A 14,878-nucleotide genomic window follows, 5' to 3' on the forward strand; every position below is an offset into this window, starting at 1 on the left:
ACAATCTATGTCCGAAATACTAACATTGCTATTTCAATAATTGGTTTCTTTGTTCCATTTTTTCCATTTGTTTATTGATTTCAGTCGTAAACCAGTCGGAAGTTAGTGATTTAGGCAATGTTTGGCTATCAATCTTAATAGGCATGCTTTCTAATAATACAGTAATTAATCGTTTTTTTACTTCATCAACTGTCATTCTTTTTTGCAGAAGATCTTCCAAATTCGCCATAACTTTTGGATCAACGGCAGGATAACCGTTCTTACCAAAGTCATCGTGCAAACTAGTTTCATAAAAACGGCGGACACTTTCCCCACGTTTTTGTTGATTACCGTTGATACTTAAATAAATCATGATTGCAGTACCATTTTTTACTCGGCGTTGAGCAATTCCAGCAAATTTTCTACCATTGATACTTAAATCGAATGTACCTGGACAATAAGAAGTAGTGATTTCGAAGGCTTTGATGGCATGCAAGGAATCCTCAAAAGCAAGCTTTACCCAATTCCACATATAAGTATAGGCTTCATCAATGCTCATTTTTTTATTTTCGATATTAGGTAAAATCAAAGAGAGGTTTAAAATCCCTTCATCTGCAATCACACCTAATCCTCCAGCATTTCGGATGATACTATTATAACCATCTTGTTTCAAAGACGCTAGACCACTGTTCAAATCAGTAACCCGAGTATCTTTCATTCCGAGAATCATTGCTTGATCAAGTTGCCAAAAATGAATGATTGGCTGTTGGTTAATGCCAGCAAATGTAGTGAGGGTATCGGTTAATGCAAAAGGAAGAAAATAATCTTTTACACTCAAACAATGTTGATCATATAAAAAGATTGTATCAGTTGTAAATAGTTGATTTAAATTAGTCATCTTCGTCTTCATCCTGTTTTACGCGGGAAACGTAATCTTTCACCTCTTTATTCATTTGATTATATTCATTCGTAAAACGCATGGGTTTACTAATAATTCTCATCGGCATGGTGGCTAAAAATTTACTGAAATCTCGTCTAGCTTCTTCAGTTAAACGGCCTGGCTTGGAAGCTAAGCGTTCATATAGATAATGATAAAATTGATTCATCGCATCAATATCAATACTCATTTGATTATGACACTCTGTACATTCAATGCTGGAAATGATTTCGTTCATATATTGAATATCGTGGAGTGTTTCTTTTTGGCAATGCATACAAAATAACATTGCTTTTTCATCGTGAAATAACATTTGTTTCCACCTCCAAGCTCTATTATATACGATTTAAGAGAAAAATCATGCTTATCTACATAGAAATAAGAAGGAAAATGGAGAAAATTTAAGGAAAATCAAAAAATCAAGAGAATATCTTGCTATTGGTTAAAGAAAAATATAGAATATTTACATATGATCCGGTCGGGAACAAATGTAAAGCGGGGTGTGGAAATGATTCAAAAGATAACTAAAATTCAACCAAGTAAATGGATGGATGATTTAAAAGCATTAAGAAAAATGTGGGAAATTAGAATTTTTGAAGAAATGATCCAAGAACTTTTTGACGCTGGAGAATTGCATGGAACAATGCACCTGTGTATTGGTCAAGAAGCCACTGCGGTGGGTGGAGCGGGTATTTTGAAAAAAAGTGATTGGATCGTTTCAACGCACAGAAACCACGGACACTGTATAGCAAAAGGAACGGATATTAGAAGTATGTTTGCTGAATTGCTAGGTAAGAAAACAGGAACCAATGAAGGTAAAGGTGGCAGCATGCATATTGCTGATTTAGATGTTGGGAACTTGGGTTCAAATGGGATTGTTGGGGCTGGTTTTCCGATTGCCGCAGGAGCAGCTGCGAGTGCACAAATGCAAGGAACAGACCAAGTTGTCTTGTGTTATGCTGGAGATGGTGCAACAAATGAAGGAAGTTTTCATGAAGCGTTGAATTTAGCTTCTATTTGGCAATTGCCGGTTGTTTATTTTATTGAAAATAATCAGTATGGTATGAGTAGTTCTATCGAACAAATGGTGAATATTGATAAGCTTTCTGATCGAGCAAAGAGTTACGGCATTGAAGGTATAACAATTGATGGCAATGATTTAGCTGCTGTATCGGAAACTGTTTCACAGGCTGTAGAAAAGGCAAGAAGCGGTGGAGGACCTACATTGATTGAAGCATTAACATATCGTCATAAAGGCCATTCTAAATCTGACCAATTGATGTACCGTTCAGAAGATGAATGTCGTCAGTGGCAAGAAAATAATGATCCTATCTTTCGTTTAGAAAGTAAGCTAATCAAAAATGGTGTTCAACAAGAATCTGATATTCGTCAAATGGAACGAGCAATTCGTAAAGAGTTTGCTGATATGATCGTGTCTGTGAAACGTGATAGCGATCCCGCATTTGAAGATCTTTGGACACATGTCTATGCGGAGGATAAATTATGAGAAAGATCACTTATTTACAAGCAGTTAATGAAGCATTAGATGAAGCGCTCGCTCGGGACGACCGTGTCTTTTTGTTAGGAGAGGATATCGGTATTTATGGTGGAGGATTTGGGGCAACTAAAGGACTTCAAGAAAAATATGGAAAACAACGAGTTAGAGATACACCGATATCAGAAAGCGCAATTGCAGGTGTATCAGTTGGCGCAGCGATGACGGGCATGCGCCCAGTGATGGAATTGCAATTTTCAGACTTTATAACAGTCGCAATGGATCAATTAGTCAATCAAGCAGCAAAAATCCATTACATGTATAGCGGAAAAGCTAAAGTTCCATTGGTCATGAGAACCGCATCTGGTTCAGGAACAGGCGCTGCAGCACAGCATTCTCAAAGCTTGGAAAATTGGATGGCTCATATTCCTGGCTTAAAGGTAATCCAACCAAGCAATGCTTATGATGCAAAAGGGTTGCTCCGTGCAGCTATCGAGGATGACAATCCTGTGATGTTTTACGAACATAAATTATTATATAAAACTATAGGGAATGTTCCAGACAACCCCTATACAATTCCTATTGGCTTAGCTGATGTTAAACGAACGGGCAAAGATGTGACAATCGTTGCGACAGGGATCATGGTCAATAAAGCTCTAGAAGCAGCAGAAATCGCAAAGAAAAAAGGTATTTCAGTTGAAGTTATTGATCCCAGAACTTTGGTGCCTCTCGATGTCAATACTATTTTAACTTCAGTTGAAAAAACAAAACGAGTCATCGTTGCAACAGAAGCAGTTAAAAACAGTGGATTTAGTGCAGAGATTACATCGATTATTGCTGAATCGAACGTTTTAATGAATTTAAAAGCGCCGATTATACGTTTAGGCGGAGCGTTTGTCCCAATGCCAGCACAAAAAATGCTAGAAGCCCTCGCAACGCCTCAAGTTGATTCACTTGTTGAAGCGGTAGTTCAAATCATGGCAGAAGTTGAGGTTTAGTGATGAAAATCAGTGAAGACCGTAGGAAAATGCTAAAAATTGTTACGATGTATTATGAGCAAGGGTTGACGCAAGCAGTCATTGCAAAAAAAATGAATGTATCACGTCCTGTTATTTCAAAAATTTTACAATATGCCAAAGAATCGGGTATTGTTTCGATTTCGATCAAAGATGAATCTGCTTATGCAGTAGAGCTTGCACTGAATTTAGAAAAGAAATACCAGTTGAAAGATGTAATTGTAATTTCAGTGAATGAACAAAAGCAAGCTGAAACATTAACAAAAGAAGTCGGTCAAGCAGCATCCCTGTGCTTAAAGGAGCATTTAAAAGCTGGTATGAGCGTTGGCTTGTCTTGGGGAACGACTTTAGCAGATATGATTGACGAGATGCCATATTGTTCATTTCCAACAATCAATGTATGTCCATTAGTTGGTGGTGTTTCTAGTGAACATCTTTATTACGATACAAATCATTTAGTTTTTAAACTAGCTGAAAAACTCAATAGTAGATGTCAATATTTTTATGCACCGGCATTAGCTGAAAGTGATTTACTAGCAGATGTTTTGAATGAGTCGCGATTAGTCGGAAAAGCGATGGAGCAAGCAAAGAATGTTGATTTTGCGATTATCGGTGTAGGGAATCCAAATGAAAGCTCTACCTGGAAGCGTCTTGGCTATATTGAATCAAGGGAGTTAGAAATTATCAAAAAAACTGGGGTTAAAGGAGATGCAGTAGCATCCTTATTTGACAAAAATGGTCAAACAGTGAACAATGAAATAAGTAAGCGAATGTTAGGCATTAAGGTTGAGGATTTAGTCAGCATTCCAGATGTAATGATTATTGGTTGCGGTAAAGAAAAAGCTGAGAGCATCAAACCGTTATTGCAGGGGAGATGCTGCACCATCTTAGTTGTCGATCAAATAGTTGCAGAAGCTCTGGTGTTAACTTGACTAGTATATCAGCATAAAGATAGAATATAACTGAAGGAAAGAGAACTTTTTTCCTATTTTTCTTTCTAGGCTGAACGAGCCTATTCAGCTTTTAATTTAAGGAGAGTGCTTTTAATGGATTTATCACAAGGAACACCAGTATCAATTCAATTAAAAACAATAGTAGATCAAGCAGGTGAAAAGAAAAATTTTTATTTCGATTTAGAAGGTCAAATCGTGAAGATTGGCGATACATTATATATTCGTTATAAAGAAGAACAAGAAGAAGGCGAACCTGTACCTGTGACCATCAAGGTCGAACCAGACGGTAAAATTCAATTGATTCGCGCAGGTGGACTTCGAATGCGGTTAAAATTTGCATACCAAGAACGATTAGAGACGAGCTATAAAACACCTTATGGTCTATTTCAAATCACTACGTTTACTCGTAATTTACGCTTCAGTCTTAAGGATCAGCCTGTGGCAGGGAGTATTTTAGTTGACTATGATTTATACTCTCAAGCCGAAAAAATTGGGGAATATCATTTAGAACTAGAATTTACTGCGTAATTATGTAATAATCAATTGATTTTTTCTTCATGTTTTTGTATGATAAGGAGTAGACTGTGAAAGGACGTGTACCGTTTGGAAATTAATGTATTTGACGGGTTGAACAAAGATGAATTATCCATGATCGAAGTTGCGCACGCAATTTTAGAACAACGTGAAGATGTGATGGACTTCTCTGATTTAGTAAACCAAATTCAAAATTATCTTGGAAAATCTGACAGCGAAATTCGTGACTCTTTAGCACAATTTTATACTGACTTAAATATTGATGGCAGTTTTATCTCTTTAGGAGACAACCGTTGGGGCTTGCGCTCATGGTATCCAATCGATTCTATTGACGAAGAAGTAACACATGGTTTGGATGAAGATGAAGAAGACAAACCACGCCGTAGAAAACGTAAGAAAGTCAATGCTTTCATTATTGATGCTAATGATGAAGATGTGATCGACTATAACGATGATGATCCGGAAGATGCTGAATTAACGGATGATGATGAAGATGATATTCTTTACGATGATGATGACGATGAAGAAGATGAAGAAATCAAAGCTTACAATTCTGATCTTCAAGAAATCGGTGCAGATTCTGACGATGAAGAAGAAGAATTACCTGGAATCGAAGAAGACCTTACAATCATCGATGAAGATGATGTAGACGATGACTTTGATGACGAAGATGAGTATGCTAACCCTGAAGAGGAAGTATAGAAAAAAATACGAGTGTTCTCGCTTTGAGAGCACTCGTGTTTTTTTACTTATCAAAACCACTTAAAATCGGCTTTTTAAGTTAGTAAGAAAAAAAGAATCAAAATGATTGACAAAAGGTCTATATCTTTGTAAACTATCATTGTTAACAAAACAAGAATAGCGTTTTCATGTGACTAGATAATACTAGGCATGGAAGAATTTCATTAAAATATGATATACTCATATTTTGACGGGATTGTTCTATGCTTTTTTGTTGTTTTATTACAAGAAAACAGGCAATCTACTTCTGCAGAAGAGGAATGTTTATGAAAATCAAAAAGGTGCTTAATCAGAATGCTGTACTTGTTGTTGATGCTGGGCAAGAAAAAGTGGCAGTTGGCAAGGGCGTGGGTTTTAACAAAAAGAAAAATGATTTGTTATTCTCACAACAAGTGGAAAGAATGTTTGTAATGGAACCAGAGGGTTTGAAAAAGCTTCAGGTTTTATTATCTCAAATCGATGAAAAGTATTTTTTTGTCACAGAAGAAATTATCGCTCATGCTGAAACTGTGCTTGGTGAGAAACTGAATGAGCACATCAATATTGGCTTAAGTGATCATATTGCGTTTGCTGCTGAAAATATTCAAAATAATATCATTGTGAGAAATAAACTTTTGAATGAAATCGAAATTCTTTATACCGAAGAGTTTTCGATTGCACAGTGGGCCGTTGATTATTTAACACAAACGTTGGGGATTCCTTTTAGTTATGATGAGGCAGGTTATATTGCAATCCATATTCATAGTGCTCGTAGTGGACGTACGGATAATAGTAAAAGTATTCGTGAGGTCACAATTGTTTCAGAAATTATTCATTTGATCGAGCAAGAGTTGGGGATCAATATTCATGATGAAAAGATGAGTCTAAGTTATTCACGACTAGTCAATCATTTACGTTTGTTTATTCATCGTTTTCAACAAAGTCAGTATGCAGTATTAGATGATGAAATTTTGGATGTTGTACGTAAGAAATATGCAGAAAGTTACGAGATATCGAAAAAAGTTCAAGTTTTGTTAATGAGAAATTTTCACTATCAAGTACCAAACGAAGAATTAGGTTATCTGGCTATTCATATTGAACGGCTGAAGATGATCAAATAAAAGACAAGGGGAGACACAAAATGAAAGCATATATGCAAAGAATGGGACGCTCGTTAATGCTTCCTGTAGCGGTATTGCCAGCTGCAGCGATTTTAATGGGTATTGGGTACTGGATTGACCCCAACGTAATGACGGGATTAGGCGATCCTAATTTTCTATCTGTCTTTTTAGTTAAAGCAGGTGGCGCAATTATTGATAATCTACCAGTCTTATTCGCGGTAGGTTTAGCATTAGGTATGTCAAAAGATAAAGATGGTGCAGCAGCCCTTAGTGGGTTAGTTGCTTTCTTAGTAGTAACAACGTTACTTTCAACCGCAGCGGTTGGTGCAATGAAAGGTATTCCAGTAGAACAAGTTGATCCTTCATTTGCCAAAATTAGTAATGCATTTATTGGAATTTTATCTGGTTTAATTGCTGCAGCAATGTACAATCGATTTAGTCAGGTGAAATTACCGATGGCGTTATCTTTCTTTAGTGGTAAGCGACTCGTTCCAATTATGACTGCTTTAGCAATGCTAGTAGCTTCTGGCGTTTTATTCTTCTTATGGCCAGTAGTATTCTCTGGATTAGTTACATTTGGTGAGTCTATTTCTAAATTGGGTGCTGTAGGTGCTGGTTTGTATGGATTCTTTAACCGTCTATTGATTCCAACTGGGTTACACCATGCATTAAACTCAGTATTCTGGTTTGACGTGGCTGGTATCAATGATATTGGTAACTTCTTATCTGGTACTGGCGAAAAAGGAATCACTGGTATGTATCAAGCTGGGTTCTTCCCGATGATGATGTTTGGTTTACCAGCAGGTGCCTATGCGATTTACCGTAATGCACGTCCTGAAAAGAAAAAAGCAACTGCTTCATTGATGATTGCAGCAGCATTTGCTTCATTCTTTACTGGTATCACTGAACCATTAGAATTCTCATTCATGTTTGTTGCATGGCCTTTATATGTTTTACACGCTATTTTGACAGGTATTTCATTATTTATTTCAGCAATTTTCCACTGGACAGCAGGATTTGCTTTCAGTGCTGGTTTAGTCGATTTTGTTTTAAGTTTACGTAATCCAATTGCCAACCAACCGTATATGTTGATTGTTCAAGGATTAGTTATGGCAGTTCTTTATTTTGTTGTATTTGATTTTGCAATCAAAAAATTCAACTTAATGACTCCAGGTCGCGAAGAAGGCGAAGGCGAAGAAACACCAGATTTGGATACTACAGGTGATAACAAATTTGCAGTTTTAGCTAGCAAAATTTATCAAGGTCTTGGTGCTGATGCTAACGTTACGTCAATTGATAACTGTACAACTCGCTTACGATTAACTGTAAAAGATACAGGTAAAGTCGACCAAGCGAAAATCAAAGCAACAGGCGTTCCTGGTGTGAAAGTTATTGATGATACAAATATTCAAGTAATCGTGGGTACAGAAGTACAATTTGTAGCAGATGAAATGAATAAAATCCGTAATGGTGCAGCTCCTGTTTCAGGTGAACCTGTAAAAAAGCCTGAAGTGAAAACAGAAGCACCAAAAGTAACAGCAAAAGAAACTGAATTATATGCTGTTGCAAACGGAAAAGTTATTCCAATTTCAGAAGTACAAGATGATGTTTTCTCAGCAAAAATGATGGGTGACGGTTTTGCAGTTATCCCAACGGATGGTGAAGTATCAACTCCTGTTGCAGGTAAGATCACAAGTATTTTCCCAACAAAACATGCTTTAGGAATCCAAACTGATTCTGGCATTGAGGTATTATTGCACATGGGCTTAGATACTGTTGAGCTAAAAGGAGCACCATTTACTTTACATGTTGAAGAAGGTCAAGTATTGAAACAAGGTGATAAAGTTGCGACAATCGATCTAGCAGCATTAGAAACTGCTGGTAAAAAATCTGATTTGATCGTTGTCTTTACAAATCAAGATGTTGTTGAAAGTTATGATTTAACAAAAGCAAATCAAACAGTTTCTGCTGATGAATCAATTGGGAAAGTAACTGTAAAATAATAAAAGAAAAAGCTGCCTAGGGACACTCTTAGGCAGCTTTTGTTTTATTCTATTGCTTTATTTTTTTTCTATGATATGGTTAAAGTGTAATTGTTTTATGTTATCTAACTTTAAGAGCTGGCCAGGCGAAACAAAGAGAAAACATGATAGCACCAGATGATGTTACCTCAATTTTATCAGTTTCTGTCAAGGCTAAACAGGCTCTTCAAGCTTTTGATTTAGGAGGAGATTATCTTGCATGAATAACGCTGGACACAAAGAAGTGCCAGTTGATGATCATACGGTTTCTTTGTGTCATATTGGGTAAATATGATAAAGATGAAGGAGCAGAATCACATGATTATTATTAAGGGGAACAATCCGAGAAAAATCGACAAAATTTGGGAATTAGTAAAAAAAGATCACACAGGGAAGAAAATTGCAATCGTTGGGTATCCAGGAGAAATTCCACATAATTTTATTCGAGCAAAACAAATGCCTACCTATGAAACAATGACAAAACACAATACACTTGACGATTTAACTCGCTTTTTAAAAGAGACAAAAGATCGATTCGAAGCAGTCATTCTCTATCTTGATTGTGAATCGCATTTAATAGAATCAATAAAGGAAACAACAAAGTCTTATAAAGAACAGTTCATCTTAACTGTTTATGATGAAAAGGTATATGAGCAAGTGGTTGATGGAGATTAAAGGTGGTAAATGGTATGAACGAAAAAACGGAACAATTATTAGGACTGATCAAAAAATTTCAAACAGAAGATCTTTCATTGGATGACGCAATCGAACTTCGACGATTATCTGCGGAGTTTGCAAATGTTTGTGGTGAAGCTGTTGAACAAAAGATGGATCAGTATTATAAAAAATGAGTAATTATTTTAAGAATGATGTAAGAGGTTGGGACAGAAGTGTTTAACTCCGAGAAATAAGAAGAAATTCACGAAAATTATTTTTCAAATTTTTGTGAATTTCAGCTTATTTCCGAAGGATTTGCTTCTGCGCCCACCGTTTATTCGGATTCCTTGAGGCTGGGATGTAACTCATAGAGTTATGTCTCAGCCTCTTTTTTTGTTGTAAAATCTATTTACTTACAAATGGTAAGCAAATAAGTTGTGTATTTATTTTAAAGGTATATAATAACACTATGAAGGTCAGAGATGGTCAGTTAATGATTGATTTTCTACTGAATCTTCAAACAAAATAGGAGGTTTGTAAAATGGCAAAACAACATTATGACAGAAGTAAACCACATGTAAACATCGGCACGATTGGACATGTCGATCATGGAAAGACAACGTTAACCGCTGCAATCACAACAGTATTAGGGAAAAAAGGCCTAGCAAACCCACAAGACTATGCTAGTATTGATGCAGCGCCTGAAGAACGTGAAAGAGGTATTACAATCAATACATCCCATGTGGAATATGAAACTGAAGCTCGTCACTATGCCCATATCGATGCGCCAGGTCACGCAGATTACGTTAAAAACATGATCACAGGTGCAGCACAAATGGATGGTGCAATTTTAGTAGTGTCCGCAACAGATGGACCTATGCCGCAAACTAGAGAACATATCTTATTATCTCGTCAAGTAGGCGTAAAATATTTGATCGTTTTCCTTAATAAAATAGATTTAGTTGATGACGAAGAATTGATAGATTTAGTTGAAATGGAAGTTCGTGAGTTGTTGAATGAATATAATTTCCCAGGAGACACTACACCAATCATTAAAGGTTCTGCTTTAAAAGCATTGCAAGGTGATCCTACAGCCGAAGCTACAATCATGGAATTGATGGATACAGTGGATGAATATATCCCAACACCAGAAAGAGACAACGACAAACCATTGTTATTGCCGGTCGAAGATGTCTTTTCAATTACTGGTCGTGGAACCGTTGCATCTGGTCGTATCGATCGTGGGAAAGTAAGCGTTGGAGATGAAGTCGAAATTGTCGGTATTAAACCTGATACACAAAAAGCTGTAGTAACTGGAATTGAAATGTTCCGTAAAACGTTAGATTACGGAGAAGCAGGGGATAATGTCGGAGTTCTTTTAAGAGGAATCACTCGAGATGAAATTGAACGTGGTCAAGTAATCGCAAAACCTGGCTCAATTACACCACACACAAAATTTATCGCAGAAGTTTACGTCTTAACGAAAGAAGAAGGTGGGCGACATACGCCATTCTTCACAAATTACCGTCCACAATTTTATTTCCGAACTACTGATGTAACAGGAGTAGTGGAATTACCAAATGGCGTTGAAATGGTGATGCCAGGGGACAATGTGACGATCGATGTTGAATTGATCCATCCGATTGCAGTAGAACAAGGAACAACTTTTTCAATTCGAGAAGGCGGACGAACTGTTGGTTCCGGGATTGTTACTGAAATAGAAAAATAGCGAAAAATGAGGTTGGGATAAAAGTACTTAAATCCGATAAATAAGAAGGAGTTGCTGTTACTCCTATCGCTTATTCCAATCTCTTGATGCTAGGATGTAACTCGTTGAGTTATGTTCTAGCATTTTTTTATTTAATGAATAGAATTTATTTGTATTCAGTCTATGTTATACTATTTGTCAAAAAGAAGGAGAGTTGGAAAAAAATGAAATGTACCGTTTTAAGAGTAGACGCATTCACTACAATTGCTGGACAGGGGAATCCAGCGGGCGTTATATTGGATGGCTATAAGTATACTACAGACGAGATGCAAAATATTGCAAAGCAAGTTGGTTTTAATGAAACTGTCTTCATTTGTCCAAGTGATAATGCTACGATTAAATTAAGGTATTTTACACCAGGACATGAAACTCCGCTTTGCGGGCATGCCACAATTGGCGCGATTTATGCCCTCTATAAAGGCAAAGGAAATCAGCAGTTACAGATTGAAACGGGCGCAGGGATACTACCAATTGCATACGAGGATCACCTGCAAAGGGTCACTATGAAACAGGCAGAACCTAAGTTTATTGATTTCAAAGGGGATCGGTTAGCTCTTTGCCAATCATTAGGAATCACACTAGAAGATCTTCATCAAGATTTCCCTATACAATATGGTAACACTGGGTCATGGACACTGCTAGTACCTGTGACCGATACAAGAGTTTTAGATAAAATGAAACCAACTCAAGAAGTTTTCCCAAGTATTTTGAAGGAAGTACCTAGGTCATCGATTCATTCTTTTGCAATACTTAACAAACAGTTAGGTTCTTATACAGCCAGACATTTTTCTTCACCGTTTTCTGGAACAATGGAAGACTCCGTGACTGGAACAGCTTCTGGTGTAATGGGTGCGTATGCGTTAAACCAAATTTATGTTAATGAAGAAAGCAAGGAAATATGTATTACTCAAGGAAAGCATGTCAAAATGGAGGGGACTGTTTTAGTTCATGTTGTAAAAGACAACGAAGGCGCGCACAAAGTTAAAATATCTGGAACAGCGTGTTTTAATGAGGACTTCGAAGTAAGCATATAAAAATAAGAGATTGTGAGATAACTCGCGGAGTTATCTCACAATCTCTTACAATTTAGCGCTGGTATCTATTTCTAAGAATTCGACGAACACCATGCATTTTCTTTTGCTTTTCAATCGGAGCATTGTCTATGATAAGTAAAGCAATCATGACGTAAGCAATGAAACTATTTCTGGAATATAGTGTATATCTTGATACCCATTTGGCTGCGTATTTTTCTTTATAGTCACGTAGACCCCGGAATGAATAAAAACGCGAGCCAAATTCATAAACTAGATAAGCGATACGTTCTTGAATAAAGCTTTTTTTAGAGGTTCCGACATTCGATAAAGGAGCCATACCTAAATTAAAGTAAGCAAATCCTTTGTCATTCATGTAGTTGAATAGAGATATAAACAGGTAATCCATAACGCCAGATGGTGCTTCTCTACTATATCTCATTAAGTCGATTGTAGCTTCTTCTTTAGTATAAGTTGGTATGATATTTGCAAAAGCTACAATCTGACCCTCTTGGTTTTTAACAACTGCAATTTTTCCTCGCTGTAAATAGCTCTCGGAAAAGAACCCTAATGAGAAGCCTTTTTCTTTACGGCTGCCGAGCCATTCGTCAGAAACATGTTTTAAATCTTGCATCAATTCTTCGGAAAAAGGAGGTGTTAGTACGTCAAAACGATAATTTTCTTTGGCAAAGCGGTTCATGACAGCTCGTTCGCTTTTCATTTTTTTCCCCGATAGGGTAAAGTTCGGCAAGTCAACATGAGCTTCTTCGCCCATTTTGATGAAATCATACCCAAATTCATGCAAAAACATCACAACTTCTTCGGAGGCTTCATAGAAGACAGGTAGGTAGCCCCATTTGTCTGCTTCGTTAATAAATTGTTCAACAGCTGCTGAAAAATCCTCTTTCTTACCAGAAGGATCCCCCATCACGATGCATTTATCATTTAACGTTTTAAATTGTAATAGTACGGTATCCTCACGGTTTTGGTCAGTATAAATGTATACATCTTTGTCTCTAAGGAAAATCAGCTGACTGTCAGTGTTTCCACCATAAGTTGTTAAAAGTGACAGGACACGTTCTTCATCTAATGGTGAGCCCATTTTGCGTCGACTCCCTTCAAGATAACGAATAAATATATAACTAAATAATGTTACTAGCAAAATCCCAATAAATCCGGAGAACCAAATCTTTTCTGACGGAAAGAAAAAGAATGAGATAAATCGATTTTTATGATGAGGGAATGTTGGTAAATTGTATACCCCGATCACAATATATAAAAGTGTTAAAGCTAGAAAGATAATACCGTCCACAGTGATCATTTCCCAAGAATATACCAATTGTTCTCTAAATAGTTCTCTCTTTGAAAAAACAACGATCACAAGCAGAAGACTAAGAAAAATAATGATCCCCCAACTGAAATCTTTCATGAATGTATAAATCAATGTTATTAAAATTAAACCGATTGTTGGTAGATAAGCTCGTTTCACTCTGGCTGCAATGCCACGTCCCATAATTAATAACAAAAAGCCTAGCAAGATAGCAGGAAGTTGCGTAATTAGATGAAAAGAAAGCGGATTGAGCTGTTTTAACCAACTGAGTTGACTAAATGCTTCTGGAATCGTAGCAGAAAGTACAATCATAATCCCTGAGAAGTACATTAGAAATACAACGAATTTGTGCGCTAATTCTGTTGACAATTCTCTAGGTATTCCAGAATAACGTGTATTTAAACTATGGCTGAGATTTTTTATAAAGAAAATAATCCCAATGATAAAAGGCACGATGTAATAAAAAAGCCGATATAGCACTATCCAAGCAATCACAACTTCTCGGTTGATGCCTAAAGAGGATAGACCGACGATCATCATAATATCAAAACTACCTAGTTCCCCAGGAATCATAGAGACGATCCCGATTACTGATGCAGCAATGAAAAGTGGGATGATTTTTAGGGGATTTATTTCAACGCCCATCAACATACCAATTAAAATAAAACTACCTAAAACGCCTGTCCATTCTAAAAACGAAGTCAAAATTAATCCTGCACGCGTTTGATTATCAATATCGCCAATGTATTCATCTTTTTTGATCAAGCTTGCAATCAAGACGACAGGGAAGTATAAACCTCCGCCAATCAACCAAATCCAATATTGTTGTAAATAATCATTAGTATGACCAAACATCACAAGAAAAAAAGCAATCAAACTGTAAATGGAGAGGCCGGACATTAAGAAAATCAGAATTTTTGAAAGAGCCTGAACAACCTTCTTACCATCCTTTTCTTTTCCATAAAACTCCGAGCGTAATCCAATACTGACCAAACCGCCAAATCCAGCAATATTATTAATCGTATTGATCATCCAACTGCTTTCTATTAGAAATGTTTTTTTGGGCTTTTGTTTCAAAATTTTGTTAAGAATCACGTCATAGCCGACCATCGGAAAAACAGCAACTAATCCGATAAGGAACATCAACACGATTTTCCAAATGGCAAGTTCTTGAAAAATACTTCCAAGCTGTTCAAATGAAATGGTTTTGCTAATTGAAAGCAACTCGCGAACAACAATGATTACGACTGAAAAAATAAATATACTTTTAAAATAACCAACATGGTCTTTGACCCACTGAAGCATTTTCTTCATTT

Annotated in this window: 14 protein-coding genes; 11 read left to right on the top strand and 3 right to left on the bottom strand. The window is 36.6% G+C overall.

Annotated elements, in window-relative coordinates:
• Positions 1–28: 28 nt before the first annotated feature.
• Both AC4BB5_RS09025 and AC4BB5_RS09030 read right to left on the bottom strand, forming a co-directional pair.
• Positions 29–877 (bottom strand): lipoate--protein ligase family protein, encoded by an 849-nt coding sequence (locus tag AC4BB5_RS09025; protein ID WP_490459005.1) that lies wholly within the window; start codon positions 875–877, stop codon positions 29–31.
• Positions 870–1,229, bottom strand: a complete 360-nt coding sequence (locus AC4BB5_RS09030) for a hypothetical protein (RefSeq protein WP_490459006.1) — start codon at positions 1,227–1,229, stop codon at positions 870–872. The genes AC4BB5_RS09025 and AC4BB5_RS09030 overlap by 8 nt, the downstream gene beginning before the upstream one ends.
• Positions 1,230–1,424: 195 nt before the next feature.
• Here AC4BB5_RS09030 and AC4BB5_RS09035 point away from each other — a divergent pair, with 195 nt between their 5' ends.
• The 11 genes from AC4BB5_RS09035 to AC4BB5_RS09085 all read left to right on the top strand — a co-directional run bounded on the left by AC4BB5_RS09035 (position 1,425) and on the right by AC4BB5_RS09085 (position 12,235).
• On the top strand, positions 1,425–2,423 hold the full coding sequence (locus tag AC4BB5_RS09035; RefSeq protein WP_490459007.1) for a thiamine pyrophosphate-dependent dehydrogenase E1 component subunit alpha: 999 nt from the start codon (positions 1,425–1,427) through the stop codon (positions 2,421–2,423).
• Positions 2,420–3,409 (top strand): alpha-ketoacid dehydrogenase subunit beta, encoded by a 990-nt coding sequence (locus AC4BB5_RS09040; protein WP_490459008.1) that lies wholly within the window; start codon positions 2,420–2,422, stop codon positions 3,407–3,409. The genes AC4BB5_RS09035 and AC4BB5_RS09040 overlap by 4 nt, the downstream gene beginning before the upstream one ends.
• Before the next feature lie 2 nt (positions 3,410–3,411).
• Positions 3,412–4,359, top strand: a complete 948-nt coding sequence (locus tag AC4BB5_RS09045; protein ID WP_490455830.1) for a sugar-binding transcriptional regulator — start codon at positions 3,412–3,414, stop codon at positions 4,357–4,359.
• A gap of 114 nt (positions 4,360–4,473) precedes the next feature.
• Positions 4,474–4,908, top strand: coding sequence for a YwiB family protein (locus AC4BB5_RS09050; RefSeq protein WP_086313009.1), 435 nt, complete (start codon positions 4,474–4,476; stop codon positions 4,906–4,908).
• A gap of 75 nt (positions 4,909–4,983) precedes the next feature.
• Positions 4,984–5,616: a DNA-directed RNA polymerase subunit delta gene (rpoE, locus tag AC4BB5_RS09055; RefSeq protein ID WP_490455831.1), complete on the top strand. Its 633-nt coding sequence runs from the start codon at positions 4,984–4,986 to the stop codon at positions 5,614–5,616.
• Between the two features lie 305 nt (positions 5,617–5,921).
• Positions 5,922–6,755, top strand: a complete 834-nt coding sequence (locus AC4BB5_RS09060) for a PRD domain-containing protein (RefSeq protein WP_490455832.1) — start codon at positions 5,922–5,924, stop codon at positions 6,753–6,755.
• Positions 6,756–6,775: 20 nt separating this feature from the next.
• Positions 6,776–8,758, top strand: a complete 1,983-nt coding sequence (gene nagE, locus AC4BB5_RS09065; protein WP_490455833.1) for an N-acetylglucosamine-specific PTS transporter subunit IIBC — start codon at positions 6,776–6,778, stop codon at positions 8,756–8,758.
• Positions 8,759–9,094: 336 nt separating this feature from the next.
• Positions 9,095–9,451 (top strand): hypothetical protein, encoded by a 357-nt coding sequence (locus AC4BB5_RS09070; RefSeq protein WP_490455834.1) that lies wholly within the window; start codon positions 9,095–9,097, stop codon positions 9,449–9,451.
• A 14-nt stretch (positions 9,452–9,465) separates the two neighbouring features.
• Positions 9,466–9,627, top strand: coding sequence for a hypothetical protein (locus AC4BB5_RS09075; RefSeq protein WP_490455835.1), 162 nt, complete (start codon positions 9,466–9,468; stop codon positions 9,625–9,627).
• Positions 9,628–9,974: 347 nt separating this feature from the next.
• Entirely contained in the window at positions 9,975–11,162 is a 1,188-nt protein-coding gene (gene tuf, locus AC4BB5_RS09080; RefSeq protein ID WP_490455836.1) for an elongation factor Tu, read from the top strand.
• A 203-nt stretch (positions 11,163–11,365) separates the two neighbouring features.
• Positions 11,366–12,235, top strand: a complete 870-nt coding sequence (locus AC4BB5_RS09085) for a PhzF family phenazine biosynthesis isomerase (protein ID WP_490455837.1) — start codon at positions 11,366–11,368, stop codon at positions 12,233–12,235.
• Positions 12,236–12,287: 52 nt separating this feature from the next.
• Here AC4BB5_RS09085 and mprF read toward each other — a convergent pair whose 3' ends face one another.
• Positions 12,288–14,876 carry a bifunctional lysylphosphatidylglycerol flippase/synthetase MprF gene (gene mprF, locus AC4BB5_RS09090; protein WP_490455838.1) on the bottom strand — a complete coding sequence of 863 codons (2,589 nt, stop codon included), beginning with the start codon at positions 14,874–14,876 and terminating at the stop codon, positions 12,288–12,290.
• Positions 14,877–14,878 lie beyond the last annotated feature (2 nt).

Source organism: Enterococcus sp. AMC1252, assembly GCF_058216515.1.

Coding starts and splice junctions, on each gene's coding strand:
- AC4BB5_RS09025 (WP_490459005.1), bottom strand. CDS start 877: ATGACTAATTTAAATCAACTATTTACAACTGATACAATCTTTTTATAT.
- AC4BB5_RS09030 (WP_490459006.1), bottom strand. CDS start 1,229: ATGTTATTTCACGATGAAAAAGCAATGTTATTTTGTATGCATTGCCAA.
- AC4BB5_RS09035 (WP_490459007.1), top strand. CDS start 1,425: ATGATTCAAAAGATAACTAAAATTCAACCAAGTAAATGGATGGATGAT.
- AC4BB5_RS09040 (WP_490459008.1), top strand. CDS start 2,420: ATGAGAAAGATCACTTATTTACAAGCAGTTAATGAAGCATTAGATGAA.
- AC4BB5_RS09045 (WP_490455830.1), top strand. CDS start 3,412: ATGAAAATCAGTGAAGACCGTAGGAAAATGCTAAAAATTGTTACGATG.
- AC4BB5_RS09050 (WP_086313009.1), top strand. CDS start 4,474: ATGGATTTATCACAAGGAACACCAGTATCAATTCAATTAAAAACAATA.
- AC4BB5_RS09060 (WP_490455832.1), top strand. CDS start 5,922: ATGAAAATCAAAAAGGTGCTTAATCAGAATGCTGTACTTGTTGTTGAT.
- nagE (WP_490455833.1), top strand. CDS start 6,776: ATGAAAGCATATATGCAAAGAATGGGACGCTCGTTAATGCTTCCTGTA.
- AC4BB5_RS09070 (WP_490455834.1), top strand. CDS start 9,095: ATGATTATTATTAAGGGGAACAATCCGAGAAAAATCGACAAAATTTGG.
- AC4BB5_RS09075 (WP_490455835.1), top strand. CDS start 9,466: ATGAACGAAAAAACGGAACAATTATTAGGACTGATCAAAAAATTTCAA.
- tuf (WP_490455836.1), top strand. CDS start 9,975: ATGGCAAAACAACATTATGACAGAAGTAAACCACATGTAAACATCGGC.
- AC4BB5_RS09085 (WP_490455837.1), top strand. CDS start 11,366: ATGAAATGTACCGTTTTAAGAGTAGACGCATTCACTACAATTGCTGGA.
- mprF (WP_490455838.1), bottom strand. CDS start 14,876: ATGAAGAAAATGCTTCAGTGGGTCAAAGACCATGTTGGTTATTTTAAA.